The organism is Cupriavidus sp. WGlv3, from assembly GCF_023952475.1.
In the GTDB taxonomy this organism is placed as follows: domain Bacteria; phylum Pseudomonadota; class Gammaproteobacteria; order Burkholderiales; family Burkholderiaceae; genus Cupriavidus; species Cupriavidus phytorum.
The window spans coordinates 51,653-64,970 of record NZ_JALHRX010000004.1; the positions used below are offsets into that span (position 1 = coordinate 51,653).

Annotated in this window: 14 protein-coding genes and 1 pseudogene; 7 read left to right on the top strand and 8 right to left on the bottom strand. The window is 61.8% G+C overall.

Translation table 11 applies throughout. The features are described 5' to 3' along the window. Positions 1-209 precede the first annotated feature (209 nt). Genes MKD38_RS09165 through MKD38_RS09175 form a run of 3 tightly spaced genes read left to right on the top strand, consistent with a single transcriptional unit; the run spans position 210 to position 2,534 of the window. Positions 210-1,193 (top strand): Bug family tripartite tricarboxylate transporter substrate binding protein, encoded by a 984-nt coding sequence (locus MKD38_RS09165; RefSeq protein WP_252676083.1) that lies wholly within the window; start codon positions 210-212, stop codon positions 1,191-1,193. Further along, on the top strand, positions 1,186-2,052 hold the full coding sequence (locus MKD38_RS09170; protein WP_252676085.1) for a PhzF family phenazine biosynthesis protein: 867 nt from the start codon (positions 1,186-1,188) through the stop codon (positions 2,050-2,052). The genes MKD38_RS09165 and MKD38_RS09170 overlap by 8 nt, the downstream gene beginning before the upstream one ends. Next, positions 2,049-2,534 carry a RidA family protein gene (locus MKD38_RS09175; RefSeq protein ID WP_252676086.1) on the top strand — a complete coding sequence of 162 codons (486 nt, stop codon included), beginning with the start codon at positions 2,049-2,051 and terminating at the stop codon, positions 2,532-2,534. The genes MKD38_RS09170 and MKD38_RS09175 overlap by 4 nt, the downstream gene beginning before the upstream one ends. Positions 2,535-2,551: 17 nt before the next feature. Here MKD38_RS09175 and MKD38_RS09180 read toward each other — a convergent pair whose 3' ends face one another. From MKD38_RS09180 to MKD38_RS09205, 7 genes and pseudogenes are all read right to left on the bottom strand, one after another. Continuing rightward, on the bottom strand, positions 2,552-3,322 hold the full coding sequence (locus MKD38_RS09180) for a helix-turn-helix transcriptional regulator (protein ID WP_252676088.1): 771 nt from the start codon (positions 3,320-3,322) through the stop codon (positions 2,552-2,554). 69 nt (positions 3,323-3,391) lie between these two features. Further along, positions 3,392-4,348 carry a Bug family tripartite tricarboxylate transporter substrate binding protein gene (locus MKD38_RS09185; protein WP_252676090.1) on the bottom strand — a complete coding sequence of 319 codons (957 nt, stop codon included), beginning with the start codon at positions 4,346-4,348 and terminating at the stop codon, positions 3,392-3,394. Between the two features lie 40 nt (positions 4,349-4,388). Further along, on the bottom strand, positions 4,389-5,894 hold the full coding sequence (gene argH, locus MKD38_RS09190; RefSeq protein ID WP_256504772.1) for an argininosuccinate lyase: 1,506 nt from the start codon (positions 5,892-5,894) through the stop codon (positions 4,389-4,391). A gap of 305 nt (positions 5,895-6,199) precedes the next feature. Continuing rightward, positions 6,200-7,105 (bottom strand): LysR substrate-binding domain-containing protein, encoded by a 906-nt coding sequence (locus MKD38_RS09195; protein ID WP_252676094.1) that lies wholly within the window; start codon positions 7,103-7,105, stop codon positions 6,200-6,202. Positions 7,106-7,107: 2 nt separating this feature from the next. Next, positions 7,108-7,266, bottom strand: a pseudogene (locus MKD38_RS31220) (DUF6036 family nucleotidyltransferase); the annotation flags it as partial. After that, a complete protein-coding gene (locus tag MKD38_RS09200) occupies positions 7,263-7,928 on the bottom strand; it encodes a helix-turn-helix transcriptional regulator (protein WP_252676096.1) in 666 nt (221 codons plus the stop codon). The gene MKD38_RS09200 and the pseudogene MKD38_RS31220, both read right to left, overlap by 4 nt. 127 nt (positions 7,929-8,055) lie before the next feature. Beyond that, positions 8,056-8,790, bottom strand: coding sequence for a GntR family transcriptional regulator (locus MKD38_RS09205; protein ID WP_252676098.1), 735 nt, complete (start codon positions 8,788-8,790; stop codon positions 8,056-8,058). A gap of 145 nt (positions 8,791-8,935) precedes the next feature. On the opposite strand from MKD38_RS09205, the gene pcaB reads away from it, so the two are divergent. From pcaB to MKD38_RS09225, 4 genes are all read left to right on the top strand, one after another. Further along, a complete protein-coding gene (gene pcaB, locus MKD38_RS09210) occupies positions 8,936-10,309 on the top strand; it encodes a 3-carboxy-cis,cis-muconate cycloisomerase (RefSeq protein WP_252676100.1) in 1,374 nt (457 codons plus the stop codon). Between the two features lie 49 nt (positions 10,310-10,358). After that, positions 10,359-11,345: a tripartite tricarboxylate transporter substrate binding protein BugD gene (locus MKD38_RS09215; RefSeq protein ID WP_252676102.1), complete on the top strand. Its 987-nt coding sequence runs from the start codon at positions 10,359-10,361 to the stop codon at positions 11,343-11,345. A gap of 3 nt (positions 11,346-11,348) precedes the next feature. Next, the gene (locus tag MKD38_RS09220) at positions 11,349-12,740 is read left to right on the top strand and encodes a class II fumarate hydratase (protein WP_252676104.1); all 1,392 of its coding nucleotides are present in this window, start codon (positions 11,349-11,351) and stop codon (positions 12,738-12,740) included. Positions 12,741-12,858: 118 nt separating this feature from the next. Further along, a complete protein-coding gene (locus MKD38_RS09225) occupies positions 12,859-13,005 on the top strand; it encodes a hypothetical protein (RefSeq protein ID WP_252676106.1) in 147 nt (48 codons plus the stop codon). A gap of 77 nt (positions 13,006-13,082) precedes the next feature. On the opposite strand, the gene MKD38_RS09230 is transcribed toward MKD38_RS09225, so the two are convergent. Next, positions 13,083-13,268: a DUF1484 family protein gene (locus MKD38_RS09230; RefSeq protein ID WP_252676108.1), complete on the bottom strand. Its 186-nt coding sequence runs from the start codon at positions 13,266-13,268 to the stop codon at positions 13,083-13,085. Between the last annotated feature and the right edge of the window lie 50 nt (positions 13,269-13,318).

The window sequence follows — 13,318 nt, forward strand, 5'->3', positions numbered from 1 at the left end:
GTGGGCGCTTACCGCTCCTAATGGCCGGTGTACTCCGCAAATGAGTCATTCATTCGTTGACCGACGATTGTCGCAGAATGGCCGCCAAGCGCCAGCCGTCATTCCAAGCCCCGGCGCATGCGCATTTCGGATGGCTGAACGTCGCATGCCGGTTCGTAGCCCGCCCGACACGTTCGTAGACTCCATGCATTCCAACAAGCGGAGTGCACATGTCCATCCTGTCCATTTCAACGCGCAAGGCCAGCTGCGCCGTTCTTGCGGCCGCGGCCGCAGCAAGTTGCGTCGCCGCGTATGCGGAGACCTGGCCATCAAAGCCGATTACCGTGGTCGTGCCATTTCCGGCTGGCGGCGGTACCGATCTGGTGGTTCGCTCCATCCAGCCGCGGTTGCAGCGTGAGCTCGGTCGCCCCGTCGTGGTCGACAATCGCAGCGGCGCGGGCGGCACGCTTGGGTCTGCCTATGTCGCGCGGGCTGCGGCCGATGGCTATACGGCCGGGGTGGTCACGACGAGCACGCACGCGGTAAGCGTCGCGCTGTATCCAAAGCTGACGTACAACCCGACAAAGGACTTCGCCTATGCCGGATTCATTGGCACGTCGCCTTATGTGCTGGCCGTCAACAACACCTTGCAGGTGGCGGATGCCAAGGCGCTTGTCAGCAGACTGAAGGCCGACAAGGCGCAGCACAGCTTCGGTTCGGTTGGTGTTGGCACCGTGTCGCACCTGATGGGCGAGCAGTTTCAGAAGCTCGTCGCCGTGCCGATGGTTCACGTCCCGTATCGCGGTGCGGCGCCGGCATACACTGATCTGATTGGTGGACAGGTGCAAATCATGTTCGACAATCCGGTGGGACTGGCGCCATACATCAAGGCACACAAGATTGCCGCCATTGCCGTAACGGCTCCGACACCGCTGCTGCCCGATGTACCGACGTTCGCCAGTCAGGGCATACCAGGCTTTCAGCAGCAGCTGTGGTATGGCATCGCCTTTCCCAAGGGAACGCCCGCTGCGATCGTCGATCGCTTCAATGCAGCACTGAACAAGGTGCTCTCTGACAATGCGGTCGTGGCCGATCTGTCGAGCAAAGGTGTAACGGCGCGCGCTGGTACACCCGCCGCACTGCAGGCCGCGGTTCAAGCAGACATCCCGTACTGGGGCAAGATTGCCGGTTCCGTGGGAGCTACAGGTGAGTAATGTCAGTCTGATCCGGGTCTTTGTACGCGATGGGCGAGGCGGCAATCCGGTGCCGCTGGTCGCCGATGCCCGCGGCATGAGCGCGGCGGAAATGCGAAGGGTTGCTGCCGCATATGGGCACGAGTCCGCCTTTGTATTGCCGAGTGATATCGGTTGCGACTGGCGTTTCCGATTCTTCGTTCCGCAGCACGAGATGGAGATGTGCGGCCATGCCACCGTGGGCACGCTGTGGGCGTTGCGCCAATGGGGCCGCTGGACGACCCCGGCGGTGCGCATCGAGACGCCGAGTGGCATCGTGCTGGCGTACTGGGACGATGCACAGCAATCCGTTTGGGTCTCGCAGCCGGCGGTGCGTACCCACGCGCTGGACGCCGGGGCATCGGGCCGAGTGGCGGCGCAACTTGGTCTTCCGGCCGGTACGTATGCGGCCACCAATGCCGCGACGAGTCGCGTCAAGACGCTCATCGCCTTGCCTTCCGTGGCGGTGCTCGACAGCTTGCAACCGGACTTCTCGACGATGGAGTCGCTCTGCGCATCGATCGGCTCGACCGGGCTCTATCCCTATGCATTTGGCGTATCGAAAGCGGACGGCCGACCCGTAATCCATGCGCGGCAATTTCCAAAGTCGTCCGGCTATCCAGAGGATGCCGCCACCGGCATAGCGGCGGCTGCCTTATGGGGCTTTCTGAACCAGGCGGGTGAACTGGCTGGCCCTGATGGAAAGGTGTCTTCCATCGCGGTCTGGCAAGGCGATGCCATGGGCAGCCCCTCGGAAATTCTCGTGGCGCCGCGCCATACGGATTCGGGCGAGCCTGACGGATGCTGGCTCAGCGGCAGCGTGACTTGGAGCAATGCATGACGGACAGCTCCCCCGAGGCGCGGCTTGCCGCAGCCGGATTCACGTTGCCCGAAGTGTCAAGTCCACGTGGCAGCTATGCGCCGTATTGCGCGATCCAGGTCGGCACATCGCAATGGGTGTCGATTGCCGGTCAGGTATGCCGGCGTAACGGCGTGGCCATGGCCGGCCAATGCCGGACCGACGCTGATCTGGAACTCGCCCGCCATGCCGCCGAAGTATCGGTGCTGAATGCACTGGCCATATTGCGGCAGGCTTGCGATGGCGAGTTGTCGCGCGTGGTCCAGATCGTTCGTTTGCGTGGCTTCATCCGCGCGGCCCCGGACTTTACACGACATGCGGCAGTGCTCGATGCGGCCTCGGCGGTCATGCGCGCAGCATTCCCCGGTCAGCCGCTGCCGGCACGCAGCGCGCTTGGCGTGGCGAGCTTACCGGACCGGGCTTGGACGGAGATCGAGGTCGACGCCATTGTGATGACGGCCTGAAGGCGTCGGCCGCCAGGCTACGACGGCGCCGGCACCTCGCGCAGCAGCCGGTGCAGATGCCCGCTGGAGGCAAAGCCGAGGTCCATGCTGACGCAGGCGGCGGACCGGCCTCCTGCAATCAGCTTGCGTGCGTGCTCGGCCAGAATACGACGCCGTATCGTCACGGGCGTCGCGCCGAACTCGATCTGACAGGCGCGCTGCAAATGTCGGATCGAGATACCCAGTTCGCCGGCCACAGTATCGATCGATGGCAAGGGCATGTCGCGTTCGAGCGCCGCATGGAAGCGCTGGACCATGCGCAGTGCGACGGACGCCGGCTCTTCGGGCATCGCCAGCGGCCGGCTCGTCATGATCTGCGCCACGATGGCGCGCACGAGCCAGGACGCGCTGTTGCATGAGATCGTAGGGGCGAGCAGTGCCTCAAGCATCGCGATCGTCGCGGCGTCCAGGTGCATGGCGCCGAACCGTAGGCACACGGGTAGTCGATCGGGCGGCAGATAGAGTTCCCCGTGCTGCTGAAGGCCGTGCTCGGATGCCGTCAGGTGGGACGTCGATGCATCCAGCAATACAGCAGTACCGCGCACCAGCGAAGCGGTATGCAGTGCGTCTGGCTCCCCGGACGAATCGTTCCAAACCGTCTTGAGCCTGCCCATGCGCGGCCACAACAGCATGCCGCAGTCGTGGAGGTGCCACGCTCGGCGAAAAGCAGGCTGTCGGCTGTCATGCAGGGCGAATCCATGCTCGGCGGTCAAGTGAAGCTTGGGAGACAGGTGAGGATCGTTGGTCATCGCAGGCGTTCCGGCAGTCACAGGCGGAATGCCACCGATAATACGCCGTTCCTCTCGGCAATGCGGGATTCAGTCCAGCGAAATCCTGGCGTAGTCGATCACTTCACCCCAGCGCTTCCCTTCCTTCTGAATAAGCTGAATCATGTCCGCACTGGACCCGGGGTACGGTCGGGCGCCTTGCTCCGCTAGTTGTGAAATGAAGCGCTTGTCTCTGGTCATACTCAGCAGCGCATCCTGCAGTGTCTTCACGACATCCGGCTTGGTACCGGCAGGTGCCATGAGGCCGTACCATGATTCGACGACCGCGTCCTTTACACCTGCTTCAGCGAAGGTCGGTACGTCGGGAATAGCTGGGTCCCGCTTTTCGCTAGCGACAGCTAACAGACGGACTTTGCCCGCCTTCGCAAAAGTCAGCACGTTCGGCAGATTCGCGAACATCAGTTGTACCTGGCCAGAGAGCAAGTCGACACCTGCAGGGCCAGCGCCCTTGTATGGTACGTGGACGAAGTTGACTCCCGTGCGGGCCATGAATAACTCACCGATGAGGTGATTGATGGAACCCGTCCCAGCCGAGGCCATATTCAGTTGTCCAGGATTCGCCTTCGCATAGCTGATCAACTCCGAGACGCTCTTGGCGGGCGCTTTGCTGGACACCGCAAGCACATTCGACACTGTCGAGAACGTGGCAATGGGGATGAGCTTTTTAGGATCGTACGACAGCCTCTTGGTAAGCAGAGGTTGAACCGCTTGTCCCATCGAGCCCAGCAACAAGGTATAGCCGTCGGGGGAAGCCTTGGCCACGAACCCGGCACCAATCGCACCACCGGCTCCGGCCTTGTTGTCCACGACAACTGGCTGGCCCAGCTTTTGGCTCATATGCTCGGCGACCAGGCGGCCCATCATGTTCACCGTACCGCCCGCCGCGAAGGGCACAACGAGCATGATTGGCTTCGAAGGGTAGGTCTCGGCGCGTACGCACACGGAAAGTGCTGCGACGGATATGAACACTGCGACGGACTTCAACATAGCCTGTTCTCCTTAGGCATATTATCTTTGGCGAAACGCCTTAAGCAACCAGCTTGACGACGGCTTCGGTGAGCATCTGCTGCGAACGATCCAGTCGGGTTCGCGCCATACTTATCCATTGTTGGTCTGCAGCGCGCTCCTGGGCAGCCCGCTCGAGCAATCGCGCGACTTGATGCGGCCCGACGCTTCCTTCGGTAATCCGGGTTTCGACAAAGCGACGCGGATCGAGCGCTTCTTGTACGGTGGCGTCGCCCAAAACCAGGGCGATACCCGCCGTTTCGAGCGCAGCCTCGTCAAGACGAGCACTGGTCAATTGGTCTGGGCGCAGTCCGCGGGTCACGCAGTTGCGGACGGCCCGGGCGACGATGTGGTGCACCTGGCGGAAGGAAAGGCCCCGCTCGCGCACGATGACGTCCGCAAGATTGCTAGCCGTGCACCAGCTACCCTTCAGCGATTCCGCCATGCGGTCTTGGTGCACGATCAGCGTCTCGATTACCCCCGTAAACAAATCGAGCATGCTCTCGGTCGTTGACAATGCTTCATCGATGTGAGAGACGATGCGCATTGCCTGGTCGCCGGTGCCCTCGGCACGGAACGTGGCAAGCGCGGCGCCCAGCCACGTTACTGCAGGGCCGGCGGCCTTTCTGATGGTCTCGAGGGCTACGGGGTTCTTCTTTTGCGGGAAGATGCTGCTCGTGCCACAGTAGCTGTCATCGCATTCAACCAATCCGAATTCGGTGCTGGACCAGATATGCAGATCGGTAGCGAGATCGTTCAGGTCGGCCATGATGAAGGACAGTGCACCAATGGCATCCGCCGCGTCAAAGGCTTCGCGACCAAGCTTGGAGTTTTCGATCAGGCCATCAAATCCAAGCAGTTCCGTGGTCCGCGCGCGGTTAAGTGGCCACGACGTGCCGGCCAGACCAACTGTGCCCAACGGATTGCGGTTGACGCGCCGGTAGGCCTGAGCCAGACGCTCAAAGCTGTCATGCAGACGAGAGCTGAAGCTGAGGAGATAATGTCCGAAGACCCACGGCTGCGCCTGCTGCATATGGGTGTAGCCAGGCATGATTGTGTGAGCATGGCGGCGCGCCTGCTCGGCGACTGCAGCCTGGAACTCGTTGAGCCGGTCCATCACATCCAGAATGCGGTTGCGCTTGTACAGGCGGCGTACGGTAGCGCCTTGATCAATCCGGCTGCGGCCGGTGTGCATCTGTCCACCGACATCCTCCCCGATCGCGCTGAAGAGATACGACTCCACCTGTAACAGGAAGCTACCTTTGCGCACATCAACTGGAAACTCCGAAGGCTCCATGTGCCGGATGGCCAGCAACTGCTCCAGGATTGCGCGCCCGGTGTCCGCCGAAACAATGCCTTCTTCCACAAGCATGGTGGTATGGGCAAGATCAACGGCGACGAACTCGTGAAATTGCCTGCGCTCACGCTCTAGTCCGGGCAGGGCATAGTGCTTGGTAAGGCGAGGGGCGGGGGGCGCGCTTAGCCGAGCCTCGGCAAGTAGTGTTTCGTGGGAAGTGGATGAGGTCATGGCATTAAGTGAGGCAGTAGGCGCGCGCCGTGAGGCGGAGCGTCTCTAGCCAGCTAAAGAACAAATCGGAAGGGACCTCAACGTGTGCGTGCAAGAACGTCGCACGGCTCAGTCCTGCCAGTCCGATTCCATGACGAGATGATGAATTTTTGGTCAGGCCATCACAACTACAGACGGGGTTGGACGCGCATAAGGAATTCTTGTGCTCGGACAAAGGCTTGGTGCGATTGCCGTCCAGTTCTTGGTGTGAAAGGCCCAGCCGTGGTCCGCTGTTGCGGACATGCGGAAGGTGCAGCGTGAGAGGGTTAGGGCAGAGCCGCGTTGGCTTTGAAGAGCGCCTTGACCACCTTGATGAAATCGTCGACCACCTTTGACCTCGGTTGATGGGAAGGCAGAACGATGGAAAACTGGAACTCCACAGGCGGCGACAAAGGGCGCCAAACCACGCCCGGTTCGCGCACCCTGCGAGCGGTGAAGGGGTCCACGACTGTCAGGCCAAGGCCCCCAGCAACCAGACTGCACGCCACGTGACCGAGCGAGGTGACCACCGCGGGTTTGCAGGTCACGCCGGCGGCTTCGAGTTCCATCTCCAAACGCATGCGTACCGGGCTATTGCGACTCAAAGAAATAAGCGGCTCGTCTTGCAGGTCAGTTATCTTCAATGATCTTTTGCGGGCCAGAGCGTGCCCACGGGGAAGCACGCAGACCGCCGCGACGCTGGGCAAGGGGAAAACATCCACCCCCGGGTACTCGTTGCCGGACATCTGCACAAAGCCGATGTCGATTTGATGTGCGGCGGCAAGCTCCAGCACTGCCAGAGAGTTGCGCACGTCCAGCGATACGGCCACATCGGGGCGAGAAAGCGAAAATTCCTTGATTCCTTCGCTGAGCAAACTCAGGCCCAAGGTATGCATTGACGCGACCCGTAACGTACCGATGCGCGCAGACTTGAGATCCATCGCCACGCGCTCGATCTGCTCCATGCCCTGATAGAACCGGTCCACCTCGCGGAACAGCCGCTGGGCTTCCGCTGCCGGAATGAGGCGATTGCCTTCCCTTCGAAACAAGCGAATTTCCAGCCTCTTCTCGAGGTCCCTGATGAGCGAGCTGACCGCGGGCTGACTGATCTTCAGCAGTTCCGCGGCAACGGTCATGCTGCCGGAGACCATGACACTACGGAAGGCTTCGAGTTGGCGCGGGTTCAGTTGCATAGGTTAAGCGGGTATATGTCGGCCTCCGCGGACATCGTGAAAACCGCCGGGGGATTAGGGATGAGCCCCAGGATGGATTGGCTGCCAACGACAACGAACTCATATTCGTTCGTGATCTCGGCAGCAGCTCGAATGATGTGCTCCAGATCTTCCCGCTTCATTCCTGATCCCCAAGGACAACGCCTTTTTTCAGCGCCTGAATCTCTGCCAGCACTTGCTGCCGAAGGGCATCCGGTAACAGCGTGGGCAGGGGAGACGCTTGGCGCAGCTCCTGGGCACGCCGCGTTCGTCCAAGTGCTTTGCGCCACGACCGGTTCGCAAGAATCGTTTCCCACTCGGACCAGAGTGAATCAGACCGCGAGTCTCCCTGCGCGCGCCATCGCCTGAGTAGTTCCCGGGCCCGCTCCAGTAGCGCGGGGTCATCCTGAATCAGGCGGATCGCTTCCTTGTGCAGCGCCATGCTCTGCAAGTCTTGAGCTTCATGGCGGCCTGGATCAGTCCTGACCCGAATCTGAACCTGCGGAATGGCTCGCTTGGATGAGGCGGCCGCAGAGTTAGCCGGCGCCGGTTGGAACGTGTCGCTGACCAGCAGTGCAAGGTCACCGGCAACCCCCAGCACGGACATGACACGCAGATATGTGCCCATGGTTGGCGCGGGGTCGCCTGCCTCAACCGCAGCGAGAGTCGTGCGGGAGATGCCGACGCGCTTGGCCATCTCGACCGTGCCAAGGCCCTGGGCTTTCCGCAGGCGTTTGATGCGGTCGCCGAGTTGCAGGAGCAAGTGGCGCTCAAGGACTGAGGTGGTATCGGTAAAGGCAGGCATATGTCCAGTATTCTAGGCAAAAGTTCGAATTTTGACTAGTTTAATGGACAGACTTCTGTCGTGCAGCGCTTCGCAGCGAAGCACGCCTGGCTGGAACGCTGAGCCGACGCCCGATTCGCTTAGAGTATTAGCCCGCCGTGCGTTTCATGCGAGTCGTAACGGAGAATGTTTCCGCGGGATGAATGGTCACGGACACCTCGAATGTTTCGCCGGCCTCGTCGAAATAGCGGCGCACGATCTTCAGTACAGGCGATCCCAACTCCAGGCCCAGTGCATGGCCGATGCGCGAATCCTGCAGCGTCGAGGCTCGTACGTCCTGTTCGATCTCGGCTATCCGTCGGCCGTGGCGTGACTCGATCAAGGCGCTGACCAGGACGTCCGGTGTGTCGCGGACGATGGGCCCGATGTCGGCATAGCTTGCGTCGATATAGATGTCGGTCCAGGCCATTGGTGCAGCGCTGGCGTCCTCGTCAAGTCGTACGCTTGAAATGCGCAGCCACAACGTATCGGGCGCACCTCCAAGGTCCGCTGCTACTTCCGCCGGCGCGGTCGCCGTTTCCACCGACTGCACCACGCGGCGGTGCGTTTCACCAAACTGCATCAGGTCTTCCACGGACGCCAGCGTCGGCTTGAACACCGCCTTTGGCCGCATGGCTTCCACGCGGGTGCCGACGTTCTTGCGGCGCGATACCAACCCCAGGTCCTGCAGTTCTTGCAGCACCGCACGGATCGTGTAGCGACTGGCCTGGTACTGCTCGCATAGCTCGAACTCTGTTGGCAGCAGCGTGCCCACCGCGAAGCGCCCTGAGGTGATCCCGTCCAGCAATTGGCCCTTGATCTCTGCGGAATTTGATTTGCTCATTTGCCTTTTACAGCACTCTAACCGTCACCTAAAGCGTCCCTGGTTCAGGGTTAACGCGTATTTCCAAGATATGTTCGAACATATTTAATGATGGATATGTTCGAACATACCCGAATTTCCGCCTGATTGCCATAAGGTCACATCCATGCCCAACTACTCGATTCCTGCCGCCAGTACCGTCGTCGATTCCGCGCTGTTCCGCGATGCCTTCGGCACCAAGGCCATGCGCGAGATTTTCTCGGATGGTGCGCTGGTTCAACGCTACATCGACGTCGAAGTTGCTCTGGCCAAGGCGGAGGCTCGCGTGGGCGTCATTCCCGCGGACGCCGCCGAGGCCATTGCCCGCGAATCCCGCATCGAGCGTATCGACTTCGACCATATGCGCGAGGAAACCGACATTGTCGGCTATCCGATCTTGCCGCTGGTACACCAATTGGTGGAAATGTGTGGCGAAGCCGGTCGGTATGTCCACTGGGGCGCCACCACGCAAGACATCATGGATACCGCCGTGGCCTTGCAGGTGCGCGACGCACTGGACAGCATCGATGCCGATATCCGCGAACTGCGGCGAATTCTCGCGGATCTCGCCGTCAAGCATCGCAACACCCCGATGGCCGGCCGCACTCACCTTCAACAAGCATTGCCGGTGACGTTCGGCTACAAGGTAGCGATCTGGCTGGCGATGTTCGACCGCCATCAGCAGCGCTTGGCCGAGTTGCGCCCGCGCGTGGCCGTCGTGGAATTTGCAGGCGCCGCCGGCACGCTTGCGTCGCTGGGCGACAAGGGGTTCGACGTGCAGCGCGCCCTGGCTCAGGAACTGGATCTCGGTGTGCCGGCCACTCCGTGGCATGTCGCGCGCGACGGCTTTGCTGAATCGGTGAACCTGTTGGCGTTGATCACCGGCTCGCTCGGCAAGATTGCGCTGGACATCATGATCATGGCCTCCACCGAGTTCGCCGAGGTCTACGAGCCCTTCGTCAAGGGGCGAGGCGCAAGCAGCACCATGCCGCAGAAGCGCAATCCGATCTCGAGCGAACTGATGCTCGCCGCTTCCAAGGCGGTGCGTCAACACGCCGGCCTGATGGTGGATGCGATGGTGCAGGACTTCGAACGCGCCACCGGCCCCTGGCATGCAGAGTGGATCGCCATCCCCGAGAGTTTCATCCTGACGGCCGGCGCACTCCACCAGGCGAAGTTCGCGCTGGGAGGGCTGATTGTCGATGCACCGCGCATGGCACAGAACCTCGGCATTTCGAAGGGCCTGATCGTGGCCGAGGCGGTGATGATGGGCATGGCTCCGCATATCGGCCGGCAGCAGGCCCATGACGTGGTCTACGACGCCTGCCGCACGGTGAACGAGAAGGGCGGCACGCTGGCAGAAGCGCTTCTGGCGTTGCCCGCGGTGACGCAGCACTTCGATCGCCCTGCCATCGAACACATGGTGGACCCGGTGAACTACCTCGGCCTGGCTCCGCAAATGGTGGATCGCGCCGTTGCGCTGTCCGGCGAAGTGGCTTGAACGCAAGCGCCCAGCTCTTGCAGGACAAAACTCATACAGGAGACAAAGCATGCAACCTTTCACCAACTTCGTGCGCGCTGCACTCGCCGTCGCTACGTTCGCCGCCACAGCCTCGGTCCATGCCCAGGCGTGGCCGACCAAGCCGATCACGTGGATCGTCCCGTTCGCAGCCGGTGGCCCCACGGATGCGTTGGCACGCAATATTGCCGAACGCGTGTCGCGCGAGGTGGGGCAGTCGATCGTCATCGACAACTCGCCAGGCGCCGGCGGTACGGTAGGGACGGCCAAGGCGGCCCGCGCTCAGGCCGACGGTTACACGATGCTGGTCGGGCACATGGGCTACATGGGCGCCGCCCCCGCGCTGTACAAGAAGCTGCCCTACGATCCGGTGAAAGACTTTGCCCCAGTATTTCGCTTCCCGGATACGCCGATGGTGCTGATGGTCCGCAAGGACCATCCGGCCAAGGACGTGAAAGCGCTGGTCGAGTACGGCAAGCAGAACCCGGGCAAGCTGTTTATCAGCAATGCGGGCATGGGCTCCACGTCACACCTCATCGCGGCGATGTTCGCGTCGGCGGCAGGTATCAAGGTTTCGCTGGTGCCGTACAAGGGCGCGGGACCCGCGCTGATCGATGTGATCGGGGGACAGGTCGATGGCATGTTCGACCAGACCAACACGGCCTTGCCGCAAATCACGGAAGCCAAGGTCCGTCCCCTCGCCGTCACCTCGGCAACGCGGGTGGGGCAGTTAAAAGACGTGCCGACGTTGGCGGAAACGGTGGCCCCCGGGTTCGAGGCCGCCACGTGGTACGGCATTTACGCCCCGAAAGGAACGCCGCAACCGGTGATCGACAAGGTGCAGGCCGCCTACCTTAAGGTGATGAAAGACAAGGCTTTCACCGACCGCCTGTCGGCGCAGGCCATCCAGATGCTGCCGGCGGACAAGTACACGGCCAGTGCGCTCGGCAAACATACCGAGAGCGAGGTCGCGCGCTGGAAGGTTCTGGCGGCCAAGGCAAATATCTCGCTGGATTGAGCGATGACAAAGACCCGCGTAGAGCACGACGCATTTGGTCCGGTCAGCATTCCGGCTGACCGGTACTGGGGCGCCCAGACCCAGCGCGCATTGGCCGTGTTCGATATTGGTACCGAGCGGTTTCCCGAGTGCCTGATTCATGGGTTCGGCCTGCACAAGATGTCGGCGGCGATGGCGAACCTGAAGTGCGGCCAACTCGAGCCGGTTATCGCTGAAGCAATTGTTGCCGCAGCGGCGGAGGTGCGCAGCGGTGCGTTCGACGCGCACTTCCCGTTGACGATCTGGCAAACCGGGTCGGGCACCCAGACCAACATGAATGCCAACGAGGTCATCGCCAATCGCGCCAACGAACGGCTTGGCAAGCCGCTGGGGACGAAGCGCCCGGTCCATCCCAATGACCACGTGAACCGCTCGCAGTCCTCCAATGACAGCTTCCCGACGGTGATGCACCTGAGCGCCGTGATCGAGCTCGAGGAGCGGCTGCTGCCTGCACTGTCAGCGCTGCGCGACAGCCTCCAGACCCGCGCGGTGGCCTTCGCGGACATCCTCAAGCTGGCCCGGACGCATCTGATGGATGCGGTGCCCACCACGCTGGGACGCAGCTTCGAGGGTTTCGCGGCACAGGTAGGGCACGGCATCGAGAGAGTCGAGGCTACGATGCCACGCTTGCTCACCTTGCCGCAGGGCGGCACGGCGGCAGGCACGGGGCTCAACGCCCCCATGGGCTTCGCAGAGGCATTCTGCGGGGAGGCGAGGCGCCTCACCGGCCTGTCTTTTCGGCCCAATCCGTGCAAGGTCGAAGGCATGGCTGCGCACGATGCCTTGCTCGAACTTTCGGGCGCACTGAACGTGATCGCCGTGTCGTTCATCAAGATCGCCAACGACCTGCGCTGGATGAGCTCCGGGCCGCACTGTGGCATTGGCGAACTGGTGATGCCCGATGACGGTCTGACGTCGTCGATCATGCCAGGCAAACGCAACCCGACCATCGCGGAAGTGATGGTGCAGGCTGGCATGCAAGTCGCGGGCAACCACGTGACCGCGACCATGGCAGGGGCTTCGGGCAGCTTCGAACTCAATGTGGCCAAGCCCGTGCTTATATACAACGTCCTGCAGTCAGTTCGCTTGCTCGCGGACAGTGCACGCACGGTGGCAGAGCGGGTGATCCCCGGACTAGAGCCTGACCGGAACAGGCTGGCGCGCCAGCTCGACAGCCCGTTACTCGCCGCGACGGCGCTGAATCCGCATATTGGCTACGACCAGGCGGCGCACATCGTGAACTACGCCAGGACCCATTGCATTGCGCCACGAGAGGCAGCCATTGCGCTCGGGATTTTGCGCGGCGATGAGTATGACGCGCTGGTCAATCTCGAACGTATGGCGCATGGCGGATAGACGAAGCGCGTGCCGTCGGACGGTGCCAAGTCAGCGAGGCGAGCGACGGTTCCGATACAAGTGGATAGCCCGGAAACTACTGATCATCAACCAGCTCAGCACGGCTCTCAAAGATGTCATGGCCCAGCAGGAGGTGAAGACCGCGCTAATCAGTCAAGGTGCCATGCCGGTCTACACGACGCCCGATCAGGCGCGCTCGCAAATCAATGACGAGGTGGCACGGTGGGCAAAGGTGAGCAAGGAAGCAAACATCAAGGCTGACTGAGCATCTCCGCCCGATGCTGCGGCCAAGGGTTGCCAGGAGGTGTGACAGCCCAAAGCCCCTGTCACACCCTTGAGCCGCTATTGCAACCGCTCTCGCTCAACCATCAGCCCATCCAGCTGCATCTTCACCATGCCGAGCAGGCACAGCGCACTGAAGCAGCCCTCCGAGCTTTCGCTTTCATGATCCAGCAGTACCAGAACTCCTTCAATTCCCGCGCGAACCTGCTGAAGACAGTCGTTTGTGATTTCATCGATCGTTGCCATAAATTCCCCACTCGTAAAAGCGCGCCACTCATTTCCACATGAGGGCGGCG